The organism is Neobacillus kokaensis, assembly GCF_014656545.1.
Taxonomy (GTDB): domain Bacteria; phylum Bacillota; class Bacilli; order Bacillales; family Cytobacillaceae; genus Neobacillus; species Neobacillus kokaensis.
This window is the reverse complement of sequence record NZ_BNDS01000037.1, coordinates 1-19,323: the sequence shown is the minus strand read 5'-3', so window position 1 is coordinate 19,323 and position 19,323 is coordinate 1. Positions and strand designations below refer to the sequence as shown.

The window sequence follows — 19,323 nt, the reverse complement described above, 5'->3', positions numbered from 1 at the left end:
CTCCTTTATGGTGCGATTTTAACACTTTTTTGCAACCCAGGATTTGTCGGCACTACATTTACCCATGTCTTACCCGGTACCATCTTCACTTCTATACCATCTTTCACAGGAACAATCAAGCCGTTTCGATTCTCCCAATTCACTACATTTACCCTGCCCTTTTGCAGCAAGTACCCCTTACCGCCTGAGGTTAGATCCACATCACGGCGTCCATAGGAATCGATGAATCGGTGAACGGTTTCTATGATGAAAATATTCTCAACTAAAACAGGGCCATTTGTGTCTAAATCAACAGTTTGTTTACCGCCGGAAAAGCGTTTATATTGACCTAGTGTGGAATCATAATCAAACGAAGAATCCGATATTCCGCCTTTCGAATACGTAATTTCAACCGTATTCGCCTCATCACCGGAAATCTTTTTACTATCTTTCTCTGTTAAAAATTGAAATCCCGGCGGCAATGATTTCATTGAATATTTTTTCTGCTTAGCGCCTTTTAGAATATTTTCATACGTAATATAGGAATTATGCGGCGCTTTTCGGTTCTTTGAGCGTTTAAATAATGTACCGTCGTAATAAATCCCGTTTATGTTATCAACATAGTTGTTGTTTAGCAGTTTCTTTGCTTCCGGACTAAAGCCATGGGCAATATAGAGGGCATTCAATCCCTTGGCCAGTTTTATATAATAATCTCTGGCACTACGGACAGGTCCAATATTTCCCGGCTTTTCACTTTGAAAAACAGCTAAAAAACGGGTAATGTCCCCTTCAGCAAGAATTTCGTAAACAATGTCAGCTTTATTTAAACCAGACTGCGGCCTTGCCTTCGGATGGTTGTTAACCATCACGGCAATTGCTCGTTGCTCCGGCTCTTGTTTAGCAGCAATACCTGTTAATGGATAAGTATACTTGATCTGTGGCTCCTGTTCTTCTCTTTGCACAACCTGTTCAACCGTTTTCGGCTTCTTTTCCGGTTCCTTCACCTTCTCCTTACTGCAGCCAGAGAACAATAGCACGACAGCTGCTGTGGCAACAGCCCATTTTTTCATCCAGTAAACACCCCTGCTTCCTTTCAAGGCTGACAGATTCCTTTTACGCTTTACTACACTTCCATTTTAACGCATTATCGTCGGAAAGAGAACTGTTTTGTTCATTACATCGTACATACCCTGCTGTGTCACGCGAATGTACGGCAGGTGTGTTGAGGAAAAGAATAATAAACTGTAGATAGGATCGAAAAAGGCATAGCCCCGTTTCTTCAATTCAGCAAAAAGCCTTTTCTCCTGAACCATTAATTCTTCAATTGGAAGACCTGACATAATTCCTCCTAAAGGCAGCGGGAGCTCACAGACAATCTCGCCATTCTCTACTAACACAATTCCTCCGCCTAATTCTTTCATTCTATTAAAAGCAATTAGCATGTCTAGTTTATTTTTTCCGATTAAAATAATGTCGCCTGTATTCGAAAACGAGCTTGCTAAGGCATGCAGTTTGGAGGCGAAGCCTTTTAATATGGTGTTAATCCGCCAATTCCCATTGCGATCAATCAATGTGAAAAAGCTCTCATCATGATCCATCGTCAGCTCATCGCTAGAAACATCAATGGCAATTGAATATGGTTTGGTAATAACAGAATTCTCCATTTTAATACCAAACGGCATTGAAAATTGTAAATCATCCAACGTTAAATCCCAATCTAATTCTAACGGCATAAGTCCATATTGACTCCAATCAATTGATGGATATACATTTTCAACCTTCACTCCGTCCCGTTTCACCCATTTTCCTTTTGCCAGAACAGAGACCGGTGTCGGATTCTCCTCACTTGATAAGAAGTTAATATTTGCAACACGGCCAGTTGCAATATTACCATGTAAATAGTCAATGTTGTAGTATCTTGCAATATTTATCGTTGCCATATTATAGGCATCAATAAGTGGAACCCCTTTTTCAATTGCAATCCGAATCAACATGTCGGTAATACCTTGCTCATAAAAAGGAGATGTCGCACCGTCTGTGTTAAGCATGAGGCGGTCATAAGCATCAATGCCTAACCGATTCATATCATCTAACAATTCAGGAAGGTCGGGGCGAATAGATGAATGTCTTAGTGACACCATATATCCTTGCATTAAACGATTATAGACCTCTTCACCGTTAATGGCCTCGTGATCACAATCCGCTCCTAAGAGCATCATTTTTGCAAGTGTTTTTTCAGAAGCTCCAGGAAAATGGCCCTCAATTTGCTTCCGCATTCTTTTCGCTTCTTGAATCCAATGCAGCATCATGTCATCGCCATCTAGAAGCTTCGGCCATCCCGTTAGCTCCCCACCCTGAAGAACCGCATCGTGTTCGAGCCAGGATTTAATATTACTATGTGAAAACGTCTCTTCCTCATGCAGAATTTCAGTTTGGGGATCAAAGCGGCACCACCAAAACATTGTTGTTGGAATATTCCGCAGTTCCCTTAATAATGAAAACGCTTCCCTTTTTTTGAAGTTTAATACAAGAGGCATGTTGTCACTAATAATCGTCGTAGTGCCAAACTGTGATGCATATTCTGCTAATGTATGGGGATTATATAACTGAAACGGATGGGCGTGCGGTTCAATATATCCCGGTACAAGAATTTGGTCCATACAATCAATGATTTCACAATTTTCTACATGTGTTGGCAAATTATCGCCAACATAAACAATCCGATCCTGATAAATCCAAATATTCGCTTTCATCCATTTCCGAAATGTTTGATTTAAATACGTAGCATTTTTCAAAAGAATTGTGGGCGACACCGCTCCATCTAAAACGGACACATGTGTGCGTAAGTGTTTATTTTTCCACCGATAGCGCTGTTCCAGCATACGAGGTCCCTCCCTTATCAAGGTTGATTTATATATTTATGTTAAAAGTTTGATTTCATCAGAAAGAAAACCCTTACAAACGATACTTAAATACTATACTATCATATTTTCCCATTTAAAGCAGTAAAGAATCGATAATTAATATTAACATTTTGTGAAGGAGTGCACAATATGAATATCAAACCAAACATTGGAATATTAAATGCATTAATCCGGATTACTGCCGGGTTAACCATCCTTGCGTGGTGTACGGCAAAATTAGTGAAACGGCCTTGGCGGGATTCCTACTTGCTTATAGCCATTTGCGGGGCGATGAAGGTAGCGGAAGGAATTGTCCGCTATTGTCCATTAACAGCTATGTATAAAAAGTGCCCTGTTATGCAGCCATTAAAAGGCGGATCTTCAAAAGGGAGCTCTTCCTCAGAAACTCCTTCTATGGATGGAATGGAAGGGCTGAATGATGATGTTATGCCATATAATCCAACCTGATGAAGGGTATGAGAACTAGATGTTGTAAATAAATGCTCGTCAAGTTCTCATGGGAGGTCATGAGAACTGGACAAGCCTGCTTCATAACGGGGGCATAGAACAAAAACGATAAATAAAGGGCTCCCCGTTCTCATAAAGTTCAAATACCTTAAAGAAGGGGCTGCACATTAACTTGTGCACCCCTTAGAAAGGAAGTCGATTTCAAATGGATTGGTTCGTCCATTCGGCATTTGTATATATAGTCTTGATTGGCGGCATTATCGCTATCTTTTACGCGTTCAGGCGCCGTTCAAAAAATCGGGCTCGTTAACCTCGAGCCCGACTTTTTATTATCCGCGGATTTCCTAGAGATATCCGCGAATCTGACCATTTTATCCGCGATTTAACACCCATTATCCGCGAATTTAAGCAAATTATCCGCGAATCGCAGACGCAATCGCCTTCATCCCAATGTCTTTTCGATAAAAAACACCATCGCAGTTCAGTTTAGCAAGTTCCTTATATACTTTTCCTTGTGCTTCCTCAAGCTCAAGAGCCTTGGCCCCAACGAGGAGCACCCGGCCTCCTGCTGTTACAAAATCACCGGCTTCATTTTGGGAAGTCCCTGCATGAAAAACATACTCTGAGATTTCAGCTATCCCTGCAAGAACAGCACCTTTTTGATAGCTTTCCGGATATCCATTTGAAGCAACAACTACACCTAGCATTGCCTGGGCATCCCATTTAAGAACTGGCGTGCCCCCGTTTAATAACTCTAGAATCACTTCAACCAAATCGGATTTAAGCCGTGGCAGCACCACCTGTGTTTCTGGATCGCCGAAGCGGGCATTAAATTCAATCACTTTAGGGCCCTTTTCTGTTTTAATCAATCCTGCATATAAAATACCACAGAAGTTTCTGCCTTCCTGTACCATCGCTTTGGCAGCAGGAATGAGAACAGTATCAACAGCCGTTTGCACGGTATCCGCACCGATTTGCGGAACTGGCGAATATGCCCCCATTCCGCCTGTATTCGGACCTTGGTCGCCCTCAAATGCTCGCTTATGGTCCTGGGCAATTTCAAGCGGTAAAACAGTTTCTCCGTTAACAAATGCCATTAATGAAAATTCTTCGCCGCTTAAAAATTCTTCAATAACGACTCTCGAGGATGCCTCTCCGAACTTTTCACTTACCAGCATATCCTCAAGGCTTGCTAAAGCTTCCTCTTTCGTTAACGCAACCGTTACACCCTTCCCGGCTGCCAAACCGTCTGCCTTAATAACAATCGGTGCCCCTTTTTCCTCGACATACTGTCGGGCTTCATCAAAAGAAGTAAACACCGCATAATCAGCCGTTGGAATTTGGTATTTTTTCATTAATTCTTTTGCAAACGATTTACTTCCTTCTATTTCTGCCGCTGCTTTACGCGGGCCAAAAACCTTTAGTCCTGCTGCCTCGAATTCATCAGCGAGCCCTGCCAATAACGGGACCTCTGGACCGATAATAGTTAAGCCTACTTTTTCAGCCTTGGCAAATTGAAGAAGCTGCTCGTGGTTGGATTCCTCAATTGCTACAAGCTCAGCCACATCTGTCATCCCCGGGTTGCCAGGAGCCACGAACACTTTCTCAACAAGCGGGCTTTCGCTCACTTTCCGGCAAATCGCATGCTCACGGCCGCCGCGTCCAATGATAAGAACCTTCACGGTGCCCACCTCCGTTCCGTTTAGATAAAAGTTTAGTTTATTAGCGAATCGACATCGAAAACCTGCCGTTTTAGCGCACATTAATAATTAGTGTTTAAAATGTCTTACCCCTGTAAACACCATTGCAATACCATATTCATCAGCTTTTTTGATTGAATCAGCATCTTTAATGGAGCCGCCTGGCTGAATAATCGCCGTAATACCTGCTTTTGCCGCTGCTTCAACTGTATCGTCCATTGGGAAGAAAGCATCTGAGGCAAGTGCAGCACCTTCCGCTTTAGCGCCAGCCTGTTTAAGAGCAATATCTGCTGAACCGACGCGATTCATCTGCCCCGCACCAATCCCAAGTGTCATATCCTTATCGGAAACGACGATGGCATTCGACTTTACATGCTTAACAACCTTCCAGCCAAGCTTCAACGCTTCCCACTCTTCAGGAGTTGGTTCTCTTTTCGTTGGAACCGTTACTTCAGCATCCTCCAATGTATAACGATCTTGGTCTTGTACAAGCAGGCCGCCTTCAATCGTTACCATCTTCGCTTCCGGCTTTTGTTCTTGTTCAAAAGGAATTGTTAATAACCGCAAATTCTTTTTCGCTGTTAAAATTTCTACTGCTTCTGGAGAGAAGGATGGTGCAATAATAATTTCTAAGAAAATTTCATGCAGTTTCCGAGCAGTTTCTGCATCCACTTCACGATTTAAAGCAATAATTCCGCCGAAAATTGAAACTGGATCTGCTGCAAATGCTTTTCCAAAAGCATCAAAAACTGTTTTCCCAGTGCCGACACCGCATGGGTTCATATGTTTAACAGCAACTGCCGCTGGTTCTGTAAATTCTTTAACAATTTGTAAGGCCGCGTCAGCATCGTTGATATTATTGTAGGAAAGCTCTTTTCCATGAAGCTGCTTGGCATAGGCAATCGAGAAAGTAGAACCAAGCGGCTTTTGATAAAAAGCAGCCTTCTGGTGAGGGTTTTCCCCATAGCGAAGAGTTTGTTTTAATTCATAAGTCACAGTTAATTTTTCAGGGGTTTCTTCGCCGGCAAGGTTAGTCATGTATTCTGCAATAAGTGCATCGTATGCTGCAGTATGACGGAAAACTTTCGCTCCAAGCTTTCTGCGAGTTTCAAGAGTGGTTTCGCCGCCGTCCTTTAACTCAGCAAGCACTGTCGCGTAATCAGCCGGGTCTACGACAACTGTCACATACTGATGGTTTTTCGCTGAAGCACGAAGCATAGTTGGACCACCGATATCAATGTTTTCAATTGCATCGGCTACCGTCACATCTGGTTTTTCAATCGTTTGCTGGAATGGATAGAGATTGACACATACAATCTGAATTGGCTCAATGCCATGTTCTTCGAGCTGCTTTTGATGTCCTGCATCATCGTGTTTAGCCAGCAAACCGCCATGGATAAACGGATTTAACGTTTTTACCCGACCTTCTAGAATTTCCGGAAAACCGGTTACATCACTTACCCCTAGAACAGGAATTCCTTGTTCTTGAAGCATCTTTTTTGTCCCGCCAGTTGAAATGATTTCAAAACCGAGGGCAGCAAGCTCTCTGGCAAATTCCCCAACTCCATTTTTGTCTGAAACACTAATAAGCGCCCGTTTTTTCGTCATGTTTAACATCTCCTATTGTTAGCAGCATTTGCAGAATCGATGGATATAGCTTATGTTCAATTGCTTGAATCTTCCGTTGCAAGCTTTCTCTTGTCTCGTCTTCCTCCAGCCTAGTTCGTTCCTGAGCAATAATTGGTCCCGTATCCATTCCCGCGTCCACATAATGGATCGTTACGCCGCTCCACTGCGCTCCTGCAGCCAGTGCCTGACCGATGGCATCCTTTCCAGGAAAGTCTGGCAAAAGCGAAGGATGGATATTGATGATACGACCCTCGTACTGTCTCAAAAGCGTTGGGCCAATGAGTCGCATATAGCCCGCAAGGACGATCAAGTCCACATTGCGATTATTCAGCAGGAGGGCAATTTCATTTTCAAAATCCTCTTTGCTTGAATAATCCTTAGCACGAAATATATAGGAAGGAATATTGGCTGCTCTTGCTCGTTCAATCACATATGCCCCAGGCTGGTCGCAAACAAGCAGGGAAATGTTCGCTGTGAGATTCCCTGCTTGCACTGCATCGACAATGGCCTGAAAGTTACTGCCGCTTCCTGATGCAAAAATTGCGATATTTTTCATCGGCGGCCACCGCGTCCATTGATGATAATTCCTTCTTGATCTGTTACAGTTCCGATTTCAAAGACCGATTCTCCGCATTGTTCAAAATGCTCTTTTACTGCGGCAGCCTCCTCACGGTCAACGGCAATCACCATACCGATTCCCATATTAAAAATATTATACATCTCTTGGTAATCGATTTGTCCAACTTCGGATATTAACTTGAAAATAGAAGGAATATGCCAGCTTTTTTCATCAAGTTCCGCACCAAGTCCTGCCGGCAGCATACGTGGAATATTTTCAATAAAACCTCCGCCGGTAATATGAGCCATTCCTTTAAGGTTAAATTTCTTTAGCGCAGACAAAATCGATTTCACATAAATCTTCGTTGGTTTCAGAAGCTCTTCTCCTAATGTGCTCTCGAGTTCATCGACAAATTCCAGCAGGGACCAATTGTTAAACACCTTGCGAACAAGTGAATAGCCATTGCTGTGAATGCCGCTTGAAGCAAGACCAATCAGCACATCTCCCGGCTTGATGGTTTCACCGGTTACCAGCTGCTGCTTTTCGCAGGCACCAACGGAAAATCCAGCAAGGTCATACTCATCCTCACGGTAAAGACCTGGCATTTCCGCTGTTTCTCCGCCGATCAACGCACAGCCTGCCTGTTCACAGCCGTCCGCTACACCTTTAACAATTGCTTCGATTTTAGCCGGTTCCGCCTTCCCGCAGGCAATATAATCTAAAAAGTAAAGCGGCTCCGCACCTTGAACAACAATATCATTCACACACATTGCTACCGCATCAATCCCAATCGTATCGTGACGGTCGAGCATAAATGCGAGCATAATTTTTGTACCAACGCCATCGGTGCCTGACACCAATACCGGTTCTTTTAAATTTAGTGCCGATAGGTCAAACATACCGCCAAAGCCGCCGAGATTGCCTAGGACACCGGTTCTAGCCGTTTTTTGAACATGTTTTTTCATTCTTTCTACCGCTTCATAGCCTGCTTCGATATCAACGCCTGCTTGTTTATACGCATTTGCCACAGCCGTTACCCCCTTTGGTAATAGTATTGAAGTGTATCTGGATAGATTTCTGTCGGGTAATTCCCTGTAAAACAGCCGAGGCAAAAGCCGTTTGATCCTTCCGTTTGGCCAAGTGCCGCTACCATTCCCTCTGTACTTAAGAAGGTTAACGAATCAGCCCCAATGATCTTGCAAATTTCTTCAACCGATTTATCGGAGGCAATCAATTCTTCTTTTGTTGCTGTGTCAATCCCGTAAAAGCATGGATTTTTAATCGGAGGTGAGCTGATGACAACATGCACTTCCGTTGCCCCTGCTTCTTTCAACAAATTAACGATTCTTCTGCTGGTCGTACCGCGGACTATAGAGTCATCGACCATAACAACGCGCTTGCCTTCGACCACACCACGGACAGCGGACAGCTTCATTTTAACCCCTTGCTCCCGAAGTGCCTGTGTCGGTTGAATAAACGTTCTGCCGACATATTTATTTTTAATCAAGCCCATTTCATAAGGAATCCCGGTCGCTTCAGCATAGCCAATGGCCGCTGAAATACTGGAGTCGGGAACCCCTGTCACGACATCCGCATCTATAGGAGCCTCAACAGCTAAACGTTTCCCCATATTTTTCCGTGCTGTATGAACATTAACGCCTAGAATATTACTATCAGGCCTTGAAAAATAAACATATTCCATCATGCACATTGCCTTCGTGGAATTGACGGCGAACTGTTCTGATTTCAAACCGCTATCATTAATAATTAATAGTTCTCCCGGCTGGATATCCCGAATGTATTCTGCGCCAATGACGTCAAAGGCACATGTTTCGGAAGCCACAATGTAAGCATCGCCAAGGCAGGCAAGCGATAACGGTCTTAAACCTTGCGGATCAAGTGCCACCATTAACTCGTTTTCAGTCATGATTAAGTAGGCATAAGCACCTTTTAACATGGAAAGCGCATTTTTCACCTGGTCATTCTTATGAGCAAACCCGCTTCTTCTAATTAAATGCGCCAATACCTCTGAATCGGAGCTTGTTTGGAAAATGCTTCCCTGTGCTTCCAGCTGGTGTTTTAACGAGTTAGCATTTATCAAATTCCCGTTATGTGCTAATGCTAGGCTGCCGCTTTGCGAATGGAACAGAAGCGGCTGAACATTTTCATAGCCCCCGCCCCCTGCTGTCGCATAACGAACATGGCCGATAGCGGCACTGCCAGTTAATTCTGCCATTCTATCTGCTGTAAAAATTTCTGTGACCAGACCTTCGCCTTTTACACCCTTAAGTGTTTTGCCATCAGAAACCACAATTCCTGTTCCCTCTTGACCGCGATGCTGCAGGGCGTGCAGTCCATAATAGGTAAGCTGGGCGGCATCTTGATGTCCCCAGACACCAAAGACGCCGCACTCTTCATTTAATCCCTTGATTTCAGCAAGCATGGGATGGCTCCTTTCCAGGCTGCTTGCAATTCCTCAACTGATGCTTCAAGAGTCACTTCACCCTTAACCGCAACCTGCAAGCTGCCCGTTTGATTCACTTCGCCAATGAGCTGTGCTTCTACTAAACGTTCAAACTTTGCTTGATCCTCTTTTTTCACTGATAAAAGAAAACGGGATTGCGATTCACTGAATAATGCTGTGACCGGATTGCCGCTGATGTCTACTTTTGCCCCAAGCTGCTTGCTGCTGAATAGGGATTCTGCTAAAGCAACACCGAGCCCGCCTTCAGATAGGTCATGTGCTGATTGAACAACACCGGCACGAATCGCTGCTAATACTTGCTCTTGTCTTTCTTTTTCAAGATTTACATCTAATTCAGGTGCTTTACCAAAAACACGTCCGTTGTTGAGCAGCTTTTGCAGCTCACTTCCGCCGAACTCAGGTTTTGTTTCCCCAACTAAATAAATCAGGTCGCCGCTGTTTTTGAATTCTTGTGTTGTAATATGGTCAAGGTCGGTTACAAGTCCTACCATACCGATGACCGGTGTTGGATATATGGCTGTTCCGCTTGTTTCGTTATATAATGAGACGTTTCCGCCAATTACCGGTGTTTCTAGGACACGGCAGGCTTCACTGATACCGTCCGCTGATTTTTCAATTTGCCAGAATACCTCTGGTTTTTCCGGGTTACCGAAGTTTAAGTTATCCGTAATTGCTAATGGCTCTGCACCGGAGCAGATGATATTACGAGCTGCCTCTGCTACAGCAATTTTTCCGCCCGTTTCCGGATCAAGATAAACAAAACGGGAGTTACAATCGGTTGTCATCGCCAACGCTTTGCGTGTTCCTCTAATACGGACAACCGCAGCGTCGGAACCTGGTGCAACCACTGTGTTCGTCCGTACCATGTGATCGTATTGCTCGTAAATCCATTCTTTGCTTGCAATCGTTGGCTGGCTTAACAGCTGCACAAGTGTTTCTTTCACATCATTAACTGCTGGAATTTCATTTTTCATTGCTTGATACTCTGCAAAATAGGCAGGCTCTTTTGAAGGCTTGTGATAAACCGGAGCATCCTCTGCCAGTGCATCAACAGGAATATCAGCCACCACTTCTCCTTGATGGAAGAGGCGGAACTGCTTGTCATCGGTTACCTTCCCAATGGCCACAGCTTCTAAATCATATTTTTTAAAGAGGTCAACAATCTCTTGTTCTCTTCCTTTTTTCACAACAATCAGCATCCGCTCTTGGGATTCTGACAGCATCATTTCATAAGCCGTCATGCCTGTTTCACGCTGCGGCACTAGGTCTAAGTTCATTTCGATTCCCATGCCTGCTTTACTTGCCATTTCAGAAGACGAGCTGGCAAGACCTGCGGCACCCATATCCTGAATACCAACAAGAGCATCTGATTGGATGAGCTCTAAGCATGCTTCAAGGAGAAGCTTCTCCATGAATGGGTCGCCAACCTGTACTGCTGGGCGATTTTCATCAGACTGTTCTGTTAATTCTTCGGAAGCGAAGGTTGCCCCGTGGATCCCGTCACGTCCTGTTTTTGCCCCAACATACATTACAGTATTGCCTAGACCGTGCGCCTGGCCTTTTTTAATATCTTCATGATTGATAAGACCAACACACATTGCATTCACAAGCGGGTTGCCTTCATAGCATGATTCAAATTGCACTTCACCGCCGACTGTCGGGATTCCGATACAGTTACCGTACCCGGCAATCCCTGCCACTACTTCTTTAAAAAGATACTTTACACGTGCTGAATCAAGCTCGCCGAAACGAAGCGAGTTTAATAGCGCGATTGGGCGTGCACCCATGGAGAAAATGTCACGGATAATTCCGCCGACTCCTGTTGCTGCCCCTTGATATGGTTCAATCGCTGATGGATGGTTATGGCTTTCGATTTTAAAAACAACCGCCTGACCATCGCCGATATCCACAATTCCAGCTCCCTCGCCAGGACCTTGTAGAACTTTTTCACCTGATGTCGGGAATTTCTTTAGAACCGGCTTGGAGTTTTTGTAGCTGCAGTGTTCTGACCACATAACCGAAAACAGCCCTGTTTCCGTCCAGTTCGGTGTGCGGCCGAGAATGTTTTCAACCATCGTAAATTCTTCATCGGATAAACCCATTTGCTGGTATAGTTTTTCTGTCTTAATCTGCTGCGGATTTGGTTCATGCTTTAACAACATGTGCTTCCCTCCAAGTCTTTACGATTGATTGAAAAATTTTCAGTCCGTCTGCGCTGCCTAAAAGGACATCAACGGCACGCTCAGGGTGTGGCATCATACCAAGGACATTGCCTCTCTCGTTCATAATCCCAGCAATATCTTCTAAGCTCCCGTTCGGATTTTTCTCGTACGTAAATACGATTTGATTATTAGCTTTTAAGTTTGCTAGAGTTTCTTCATCACAATAATAATTTCCTTCACCGTGGGCAACAGGGATGGTAATGGTTTGGTCTGCTTCATAAGCGTTAGAGAACATCGTTTCGTTGTTTGCTACCTTCAGCTCAACAGGTTTACAAATAAACGAAAGACTTTCGTTTCTTTTCATTGCCCCTGGCAGAAGACCTGCTTCTAAAAGAATTTGGAATCCATTGCACACGCCAAGAACAGGTTTTCCAGCCTCCGCCGCTTTGATTACTTCTTTCATTACTTTACTAAAGCGGGCAATCGCTCCTGTGCGGAGATAATCACCATATGAAAAGCCTCCAGGAAGGAGAATTCCGTCATACCCGTCTAAGGAGTCCGTATCATGCCAGACATATTCTACTTCTTCACCGAGCTCATCTTTGATTGCATGGTACATATCGACATCACAATTTGATCCCGGAAAGACGATCACCGCAAACTTCACTGTGCGACACACTCCTCTACTTCATAGCGATAGTCCTCAATAACTGGGTTTGCAAGTAATTTTGAACAAACTTCATTGATGACTTCATGAATGTCACGGTCAGATTTCTCAATCTTTAATTCCATGTATTTACCAATTCGGACATCGGTTACTTCATTGTAGTTTAAAGCATTTAACGAGTTCGTTACAGCCTTTCCTTGCGGGTCTAATACACTTTCCCGTAATGTTACATATACTTTAACTTTATACATGCTGATGACCTCCAAGTATTTGTAGAATAGTTTCATAGGCTTCTGTAAGGCTTCCTAAATCACGGCGGAACACATCTTTATCGAGCTTCTTATTTGTTTCTTTATCCCATAGGCGGCAGGTATCAGGGGAAATTTCATCCGCGAGTAAAATTTCTCCTTCAGCGTCTTTACCGAATTCAAGCTTAAAGTCGATTAAGCGAATACCAAGGTCTGCAAAGAAATCAGATAGAACTCTATTGATTTGCAGTGCTTTTTCTCGTAACACGCTGATTTCCTCCGCTGTTGCTATATTCAGCTCAAGAATATGGCTTTTTGTAACAAGCGGGTCGCCTAGATCGTCATTTTTTAAATAAAACTCAACGAGTGGTGTTGTAAGCGAACGTCCCTCTTCGATTCCCAATCTTTTTGCCAGGCTGCCTGCGGCTGAGTTACGGACAACGACTTCAAGTGGAATAATGGCCACTTTTTTCACGAGTTGTTCTGTTTCCGAAACACGCTTGATAAAATGCGAGTCAATTCCGTTTTCTTTCAGCTTTGAAAATAGCAAGCTGGTAATCTCGTTATTTAAACGCCCTTTACCGGTGATTTCAGCCTTTTTTTGCCCGTTAAAGGCAGTGGCAGAATCCTTATACTCTACAAGAACAACCTGTTCGTCGTCTGTTGTGTAAATCCGCTTGGCTTTTCCTTCATATAGCAGTTCTCTCATCGTAGGTCACTCCTAATTTGTAATATTGGGAATCTTCGAGTTATGGTATGGGGCAGTTTATACCCCTTAATTGTGTTGTTATCGGTATTGGCTACATTGGGCTTGTGTTTTTGTTGGTTTCGGTCGCCTATAGACCTTTTTGGCTACCCTCAACTTGAGTTTTTCCCGGCTTCGGTCGCCTATAGACCTTTTTGGCTACCCTCAACCTGAGTTTTCCCCTGCTTCGGTTGCCTATAGATCTCATTGGCTACCCTCAACTTGAGTTTTCCCCTGCTTCAGTCGCCAATAGACCTTATTGGCTACCCTGAACTTGAGTCTTTCTCAGCCTCGGTCGCCAATAGACCTTATTGGCGACTCGAAACTTGATTTCCCCCTGGTCTCAGATGCCAGGAAATCCTATCCATTTAACCCCAGACGGTCAAAAATAGTATCAACATGCTGGAGATGGTAGCTGTAATCAAAGCAATCGGCAATTTCCTCTGGTGATAGCAGTGAGGTAATTTTTTCATTTGCTTCGATCAAGCTGCGGAATGGAACCTGTTTCTCCCACGCTTCCATCGCTCTAGGCTGTACGGTATCATATGCTTCTTCACGGGACAGCCCTTTATCAATCAATGCAAGCAAGACGCGCTGTGAATAGATCAGACCAAGCGTACGATCCATGTTGCGTTTCATATTTTCTGGGAATACCGTTAAGTTCTTCACAATATTACCAAAGCGATTCAACATATAGTTCAACGCAATCGTTGCATCCGGTAATATAATCCGTTCAGCAGAGGAATGGGAAATATCACGCTCATGCCATAACGGCACGTTTTCGTAAGCGGTCATCATGTAGCCGCGAATCACACGAGCCATCCCGGTCATGTTCTCAGAACCGATTGGGTTCCGCTTGTGCGGCATTGCTGACGATCCTTTTTGACCTTTAGCAAAAAACTCTTCTACTTCACGGGTTTCACTCTTTTGCAGGCCGCGAACTTCCACAGCAAATTTTTCAATAGAAGTCGCAATTAAAGCAAGCGTTGACATATAGTGTGCATGACGGTCACGCTGTAATGTTTGCGTTGAAATCGGCGCCGGCTGGATGCCTAATTTTTCACAAACATACTGTTCAACAAACGGGTTGATATTGGCATATGTTCCTACAGCGCCAGAGATCTTCCCAAATTCTACACCTTTAGCTGCCTGCTTAAAGCGCTCCAGATTCCGTTTCATTTCTTCATACCATAAAGCAAGTTTTAATCCGAAAGTAGTCGGCTCAGCATGCACTCCATGAGTACGTCCCATCATCACGGTATATTTATGTTCGATCGCTTTGTTCCGCAAAATTTCAACAAAGTTTTCGATATCTTTTAATAAGATCTCATTGGCTTGCTTCAATACATAAGAAAGAGCTGTGTCAACGACATCCGTTGAGGTTAAGCCGTAATGAACCCACTTTCTTTCTTCACCTAAAGTTTCAGAAACAGCACGGGTAAAGGCAACGACATCATGTCTTGTTTCCACTTCAATTTCATTAATTCGGTCAATATTAAATGATGCATTTTCTCGAAGCTTTTGAACATCTTCTTTCGGAATTTCGCCTAACTCTGCCCAAGCCTCACATGCAAGAATCTCTACCTCCAGCCAAGCATTAAAGCGGTTCTCTTCCGTCCAAATCGCACCCATTTCAGGTCTAGTATAACGATCAATCATGTTTTATCCTCCGATCTTTTCCTTAACTGCACCCCAGATAGAGCTTTCGTTGACCTCAGCCAGTGCCTCTTCAACAGAATCCCTCAGCAATGTCACGTGACCCATTTTACGCTTAATTTTCGCTTCTTTTTTCCCGTATAAATGAATCTTCCAGTCTGTCAAAGCGGGAATTTCCGCAAAGAGCTCTTCTAGATGCTCTCCTAATAGGTTGACCATTACGGACGGTTTTAATAGCTCCGTACTTCCTAATGGCCAATTGCAAATGGCCAGGACATGCTGTTCAAACTGAGACGTCACACAGCCCTCAATCGAATAATGCCCTGAGTTATGTGGTCGTGGTGCCAATTCATTAATATAAATCGTTCCGTCTTCGGTTACAAACATTTCGACTGCCAAAGTGCCAACTAAACCAAGCGAATCCGCAATCTGTTTTGCTTTTTCAACCGCTCTTAACTGAAGGCCTGTAGAAATCCGGGCTGGAACAATCGTTTGATGCAAAATGTTTTCTACGTGAATATTTTCCCCTACTGGAAAAATAGCTGTTTCACCGTCTAGACTGCGTGTCACAATCACCGATATTTCTTTTTCAAACCGAATCCATTTTTCCAACACACAGGCGCCATGTTCGAGAAGAGCCTCTCCTTTTTCCAGGTCCTGCTCTGTTTTAATTACCAGCTGGCCCTTGCCGTCATAACCGCCCCTTGCTGTCTTTAGCACGGCCGGATAACCGATTGTATTTATTTTTACAAATAAATCTTCAACAGATTCAATGACTTCATATGGTGCAACCTCAACACCGGCTTGACAAATGGCTGCCTTTTCCTTAATCCGGTCTTGTGTAATAGCCAAAAGCTGGGGTCCCTGGGGCACATATGCCTGTTCACAAATCCACCTCAGTGTCTCAGCATCAATATTTTCAAATTCATATGTTATCACGTCACTTACCGCGGCTAACTTAGTTATTGCCTCGCGGTCATCATAGGCACCAATAACTTCTATATCTGCCACCTGTCCGCAAGGAGAATCAGCTGCAGGCTCTAAAACGGCGATACGAAAACCCTTAGCTTTAGCGGCCAATGCCATCATCCGTCCTAGCTGGCCGCCGCCGATGATCCCAATCGTCGCTCCCGGTAAAATCGTTTTACTAGACAAGTTCATCACTACTTTCCAACACTTCTTGGCGGGTTGCCTCTCGTTTCGCTTCGAGCCTTGCCGCTAATGCCTCATCCTCTGTTGCTAAAATCTGCGCTGCCAAAAGACCGGCATTAACTGCTCCTGCCTTACCAATCGCTACAGTTGCCACTGGCACTCCGCCTGGCATTTGGACGATTGACAGCAAGGAATCTAACCCGTTTAAGGCTTTCGATTGAACCGGAACACCAATTACCGGCAAAGTGGTTTTTGCCGCAACCATTCCCGGTAGATGTGCTGCACCGCCTGCACCGGCAATAATTACCTTGAGGCCTCTCTCTCTAGCCTCCTCTGCATATGTAAACATCAAATCAGGTGTTCGATGTGCGGATACAACCTTTTTTTCATAGGCTACTTTCAATTGTTCCAATTGATCGCAGGCATGCTTCATTGTTTCCCAATCCGATTTGCTCCCCATAATAACACCAACACGCGCTGTCATCTGGAAGCCCCCTTTTTTTTTTTAATATAAAAACCCGGCAAATAGCCTCTCTAAAAGAGAAAGCCATTTGTCCGGGCTAAAGAACAGGTCAACAAAACGAAGGGGTATGCCCAAGGCTCCCTTACTTGTTGCCGAACATATTGACTTTCCCTCATAGTCCAATAATTTACGGTTATTGGGTAGAAACTTATGGGCCATATTCCCATGGATATACGAGGGTAAAGGTGAAATTTGTCGATTAACTACTTTTAGTTTAACAGCCTTAGCCTCCTGCTGTCAACAATAAATCGAACGTTATTTTTACAACCTAAACGGAATGTTCGTGTTTTGCTTAAATTAACTTCGCTTCAAAGACGATTTGTCTGCCAATTGGTTCATAACTCGTTTCATTGCCCTTTTTTACTTCTTGAAAAATTGGCTTCTCGATCCGGCGGACTGGTGTGTATCCTTCTTGCTTCATTCTATTTAAACATTCTTCAATACTTTCATGTTCCTGAACTTCAAATTTCTTTTTGCTCATTTAAACAGCTTCCCTCGTTTCACGGATTTTACCCAAAAGCCGCCGTGGATTGTTTTCGGCTCATAGGCGATGATGAAAGCTTTGGGGTCCAAGCTTTTGATTGTATCATATAGCTTTAGTTCAAATTTCCTCGGGGTCAGAATCTGCATAGCCATCCGGTTGCCTTCAAGCCCGTGAGCCTGCCAGTCTGTGACACCATATCCTTTTTCCCTCAAAAGCTTTGGCACATCTTTATCCCATTCTGCTGTAATGACATTGACCGTAATATATCCTAACGCCAGCTTTTCTTCAATTTTCATTCCCACAATAACTCCAATACCATATCCAACCGCATAGGCAATCAGGTTTTGAATTTCATTTAAATTTTGCAGTACTAGCCCCAGACCAAGAACATAAATAACAACTTCTATCATACTGAGACACGCTGCTAAATAACGCTGTCCCTTTAACGTTAATATCATTCTTATTGTAAAAAATGATACATAAACGATATTAATGATTAAGATGATGGATACCATTACAAAACTATTTTCTAACATGGAGGAACCCCCTTTTTTATGATGCTCATTTCACTTTAGCACAAATTTAAATTTTGTTAAGTCCAATTTTTGCACAAACTAACACGAGGTGATTTTCATGTTAAAAAAATTATTTCTAGTAACAATTGGTATTATTTGTTTTTTCTCTTTTCAATTATATGGATCAGCGAAAGAACAACACAAGGCAGCGTTTATTCGGAATAATGACCTCTGGATTAAAATTGGAAATAATGAAAACCAATTGACTAATGGGGATTATGTCCGTTTTCCAAAATGGTCTAAGGATGGAAACTGGATTGCCTATTTACGTGGAAAAACGGGAGAAGGGTATGTGGGCGAACTATGGGTTTATCATGTTTCGATGAACAAGCATTTTAAGGTGATGGAAAATGTCGATAAAAACTTTCAGTGGTCACCCCGTACCAATGAGATAAGTTTTATGATCAAAAAAGATGTATTTGTACTAACCGTCGACCCTTCAAAACCCTTTCTAGTTCGTTTAGCTGCTAAGACAATCGAAAACTTTTCCTGGCTTCCTAAAGGTGATGGATTATTAGTCTCTAAGAAGAAAAATCAGCAGCTAAATTCCGATATTCTTTTATTTAAGGTCTTTTTAGGAAAATACCCGGAAGAACCTTTGATTAAACATTTTTATACCGTGCCGGTAGGGGAAAACGAAATAGTAGTCAGCACAAGTCAATTTAAGTGGTCACATGATCAAAGATGGCTTAGCTTCTTACTTATACCAACCGCTTCGCTCTCCGCTGACAGTAATACCCTTTGTATACTGTCATCAGATGGTAAAACGTTTCGTAGAATAGCAGAAATGTTAAATGACGATAATTGGTTCCACTGGGCTCCTGTAGGCAGCAACCTAGGGTTTATTAGCGGCATTGGCCGGGAAGCAACGGTGAACAAATATTTACGGATAATCCATGTTCCCAGCTTTAAGAAAAGGCCATTAACACCCAAGGGATATGTAGAAAGGGTTTTTATATGGAAAGGCAGCGGAGTGCTTTATTCATCACGTTCCTTAGAAACCACTCAAGGTCCTCTAAACCAAAGGCCCTTACCCTATTTGTATAAAATAATTCTTTCTAGTTCACATCAAAATCAGATTGGCAGGCATCCAGTAACTGTAGGTGATTTTGTCTTGAACTATTATGATAAAAAGCTGTATTGGGTTAGGACTAATCGGAAAACTGCAGTTGTAATGGTGGGAGATGTGATAACAGGACTAGAATTAGAATGGATCAATAATATTACTTTGGCAAGTACATATTATGCAAGGTGGAAATGGGATGAAGTGTTTAGTTTTTATGGGGAGAGGAATGAATAGAGTTTTCGGGTTTTTCAAGGAGGGCTAGCAAACAAAAAAGACAATCTTTTTCAGATTGTCTTTTTTGTTTGCCCGGCAGCGTCCTACT

The 19,323-nt window shown here is 43.3% G+C and carries 19 protein-coding genes and 1 riboswitch; of the genes, 3 read left to right on the top strand and 16 right to left on the bottom strand.

Annotated features, from left to right (window positions below):
• Window positions 1–5: 5 nt before the first annotated feature.
• Together IE222_RS23900 and IE222_RS23895 are read right to left on the bottom strand one after the other, a co-directional pair.
• Complete coding sequence (locus IE222_RS23900) at window positions 6–1,049, bottom strand: DUF3048 domain-containing protein (RefSeq protein WP_191276900.1); 1,044 nt, start codon at window positions 1,047–1,049, stop codon at window positions 6–8.
• A 66-nt stretch (window positions 1,050–1,115) separates the two neighbouring features.
• Window positions 1,116–2,861 (bottom strand): adenine deaminase C-terminal domain-containing protein, encoded by a 1,746-nt coding sequence (locus IE222_RS23895; protein ID WP_191276899.1) that lies wholly within the window; start codon window positions 2,859–2,861, stop codon window positions 1,116–1,118.
• 171 nt (window positions 2,862–3,032) lie between these two features.
• Between IE222_RS23895 and IE222_RS23890 the strand changes: the two genes are divergently transcribed.
• Complete coding sequence (locus tag IE222_RS23890) at window positions 3,033–3,350, top strand: YgaP family membrane protein (protein WP_191276898.1); 318 nt, start codon at window positions 3,033–3,035, stop codon at window positions 3,348–3,350.
• 205 nt (window positions 3,351–3,555) lie between these two features.
• A complete protein-coding gene (locus tag IE222_RS26990) occupies window positions 3,556–3,660 on the top strand; it encodes an EYxxD motif small membrane protein (RefSeq protein ID WP_370465085.1) in 105 nt (34 codons plus the stop codon).
• Window positions 3,661–3,763: 103 nt separating this feature from the next.
• On the opposite strand, the gene purD is transcribed toward IE222_RS26990, so the two are convergent.
• The 14 genes from purD to IE222_RS23820 all read right to left on the bottom strand — a co-directional run bounded on the left by purD (window position 3,764) and on the right by IE222_RS23820 (window position 17,896).
• Complete coding sequence (purD, locus tag IE222_RS23885) at window positions 3,764–5,032, bottom strand: phosphoribosylamine--glycine ligase (RefSeq protein WP_191276897.1); 1,269 nt, start codon at window positions 5,030–5,032, stop codon at window positions 3,764–3,766.
• 87 nt (window positions 5,033–5,119) lie between these two features.
• Complete coding sequence (gene purH, locus IE222_RS23880; RefSeq protein ID WP_191276896.1) at window positions 5,120–6,658, bottom strand: bifunctional phosphoribosylaminoimidazolecarboxamide formyltransferase/IMP cyclohydrolase; 1,539 nt, start codon at window positions 6,656–6,658, stop codon at window positions 5,120–5,122.
• On the bottom strand, window positions 6,633–7,235 hold the full coding sequence (purN, locus tag IE222_RS23875; RefSeq protein WP_191276895.1) for a phosphoribosylglycinamide formyltransferase: 603 nt from the start codon (window positions 7,233–7,235) through the stop codon (window positions 6,633–6,635). Before purN ends, purH begins: the two co-directional genes overlap by 26 nt.
• Entirely contained in the window at window positions 7,232–8,266 is a 1,035-nt protein-coding gene (gene purM / locus IE222_RS23870) for a phosphoribosylformylglycinamidine cyclo-ligase (protein WP_191276894.1), read from the bottom strand. Before purM ends, purN begins: the two co-directional genes overlap by 4 nt.
• A 5-nt stretch (window positions 8,267–8,271) precedes the next feature.
• Entirely contained in the window at window positions 8,272–9,681 is a 1,410-nt protein-coding gene (gene purF / locus IE222_RS23865; RefSeq protein WP_191276893.1) for an amidophosphoribosyltransferase, read from the bottom strand.
• The gene (purL, locus tag IE222_RS23860; protein WP_191276892.1) at window positions 9,657–11,885 is read right to left on the bottom strand and encodes a phosphoribosylformylglycinamidine synthase subunit PurL; all 2,229 of its coding nucleotides are present in this window, start codon (window positions 11,883–11,885) and stop codon (window positions 9,657–9,659) included. Before purL ends, purF begins: the two co-directional genes overlap by 25 nt.
• Window positions 11,869–12,552, bottom strand: coding sequence for a phosphoribosylformylglycinamidine synthase subunit PurQ (gene purQ / locus IE222_RS23855; RefSeq protein ID WP_191276891.1), 684 nt, complete (start codon window positions 12,550–12,552; stop codon window positions 11,869–11,871). The genes purL and purQ overlap by 17 nt, the downstream gene beginning before the upstream one ends.
• Complete coding sequence (purS, locus tag IE222_RS23850; RefSeq protein ID WP_191276890.1) at window positions 12,549–12,803, bottom strand: phosphoribosylformylglycinamidine synthase subunit PurS; 255 nt, start codon at window positions 12,801–12,803, stop codon at window positions 12,549–12,551. The genes purQ and purS overlap by 4 nt, the downstream gene beginning before the upstream one ends.
• A complete protein-coding gene (gene purC, locus IE222_RS23845) occupies window positions 12,796–13,509 on the bottom strand; it encodes a phosphoribosylaminoimidazolesuccinocarboxamide synthase (RefSeq protein ID WP_191276889.1) in 714 nt (237 codons plus the stop codon). The genes purS and purC overlap by 8 nt, the downstream gene beginning before the upstream one ends.
• Before the next feature lie 396 nt (window positions 13,510–13,905).
• Window positions 13,906–15,204, bottom strand: a complete 1,299-nt coding sequence (purB, locus tag IE222_RS23840; protein WP_191276888.1) for an adenylosuccinate lyase — start codon at window positions 15,202–15,204, stop codon at window positions 13,906–13,908.
• Window positions 15,205–15,207: 3 nt separating this feature from the next.
• Window positions 15,208–16,362: a 5-(carboxyamino)imidazole ribonucleotide synthase gene (gene purK, locus IE222_RS23835; protein WP_191276887.1), complete on the bottom strand. Its 1,155-nt coding sequence runs from the start codon at window positions 16,360–16,362 to the stop codon at window positions 15,208–15,210.
• Entirely contained in the window at window positions 16,349–16,837 is a 489-nt protein-coding gene (gene purE / locus IE222_RS23830) for a 5-(carboxyamino)imidazole ribonucleotide mutase (RefSeq protein WP_191276886.1), read from the bottom strand. The genes purK and purE overlap by 14 nt, the downstream gene beginning before the upstream one ends.
• 134 nt (window positions 16,838–16,971) lie before the next feature.
• Window positions 16,972–17,073, bottom strand: a riboswitch (purine riboswitch).
• A gap of 95 nt (window positions 17,074–17,168) precedes the next feature.
• Window positions 17,169–17,357 carry an NETI motif-containing protein gene (locus IE222_RS23825; protein ID WP_191276885.1) on the bottom strand — a complete coding sequence of 63 codons (189 nt, stop codon included), beginning with the start codon at window positions 17,355–17,357 and terminating at the stop codon, window positions 17,169–17,171.
• A complete protein-coding gene (locus IE222_RS23820; RefSeq protein ID WP_191276884.1) occupies window positions 17,354–17,896 on the bottom strand; it encodes a DUF2179 domain-containing protein in 543 nt (180 codons plus the stop codon). Before IE222_RS23820 ends, IE222_RS23825 begins: the two co-directional genes overlap by 4 nt.
• Before the next feature lie 97 nt (window positions 17,897–17,993).
• Here IE222_RS23820 and IE222_RS23815 point away from each other — a divergent pair, with 97 nt between their 5' ends.
• Window positions 17,994–19,235: a TolB-like translocation protein gene (locus tag IE222_RS23815; RefSeq protein ID WP_191276883.1), complete on the top strand. Its 1,242-nt coding sequence runs from the start codon at window positions 17,994–17,996 to the stop codon at window positions 19,233–19,235.
• Window positions 19,236–19,323: the final 88 nt, after the last annotated feature.

Excerpts from the sequence above, each read along its gene's own strand:
- IE222_RS23900 (WP_191276900.1), bottom strand. The coding sequence starts at position 1,049 with ATGAAAAAATGGGCTGTTGCCACAGCAGCTGTCGTGCTATTGTTCTCT.
- IE222_RS23895 (WP_191276899.1), bottom strand. The coding sequence starts at position 2,861 with ATGCTGGAACAGCGCTATCGGTGGAAAAATAAACACTTACGCACACAT.
- IE222_RS23890 (WP_191276898.1), top strand. The coding sequence starts at position 3,033 with ATGAATATCAAACCAAACATTGGAATATTAAATGCATTAATCCGGATT.
- IE222_RS26990 (WP_370465085.1), top strand. The coding sequence starts at position 3,556 with ATGGATTGGTTCGTCCATTCGGCATTTGTATATATAGTCTTGATTGGC.
- purH (WP_191276896.1), bottom strand. The coding sequence starts at position 6,658 with ATGACGAAAAAACGGGCGCTTATTAGTGTTTCAGACAAAAATGGAGTT.
- purN (WP_191276895.1), bottom strand. The coding sequence starts at position 7,235 with ATGAAAAATATCGCAATTTTTGCATCAGGAAGCGGCAGTAACTTTCAG.
- purF (WP_191276893.1), bottom strand. The coding sequence starts at position 9,681 with ATGCTTGCTGAAATCAAGGGATTAAATGAAGAGTGCGGCGTCTTTGGT.
- purL (WP_191276892.1), bottom strand. The coding sequence starts at position 11,885 with ATGTTGTTAAAGCATGAACCAAATCCGCAGCAGATTAAGACAGAAAAA.
- purS (WP_191276890.1), bottom strand. The coding sequence starts at position 12,803 with ATGTATAAAGTTAAAGTATATGTAACATTACGGGAAAGTGTATTAGAC.
- purC (WP_191276889.1), bottom strand. The coding sequence starts at position 13,509 with ATGAGAGAACTGCTATATGAAGGAAAAGCCAAGCGGATTTACACAACA.
- purB (WP_191276888.1), bottom strand. The coding sequence starts at position 15,204 with ATGATTGATCGTTATACTAGACCTGAAATGGGTGCGATTTGGACGGAA.
- purK (WP_191276887.1), bottom strand. The coding sequence starts at position 16,362 with ATGAACTTGTCTAGTAAAACGATTTTACCGGGAGCGACGATTGGGATC.
- purE (WP_191276886.1), bottom strand. The coding sequence starts at position 16,837 with ATGACAGCGCGTGTTGGTGTTATTATGGGGAGCAAATCGGATTGGGAA.
- IE222_RS23825 (WP_191276885.1), bottom strand. The coding sequence starts at position 17,357 with ATGAGCAAAAAGAAATTTGAAGTTCAGGAACATGAAAGTATTGAAGAA.
- IE222_RS23820 (WP_191276884.1), bottom strand. The coding sequence starts at position 17,896 with ATGTTAGAAAATAGTTTTGTAATGGTATCCATCATCTTAATCATTAAT.
- IE222_RS23815 (WP_191276883.1), top strand. The coding sequence starts at position 17,994 with ATGTTAAAAAAATTATTTCTAGTAACAATTGGTATTATTTGTTTTTTC.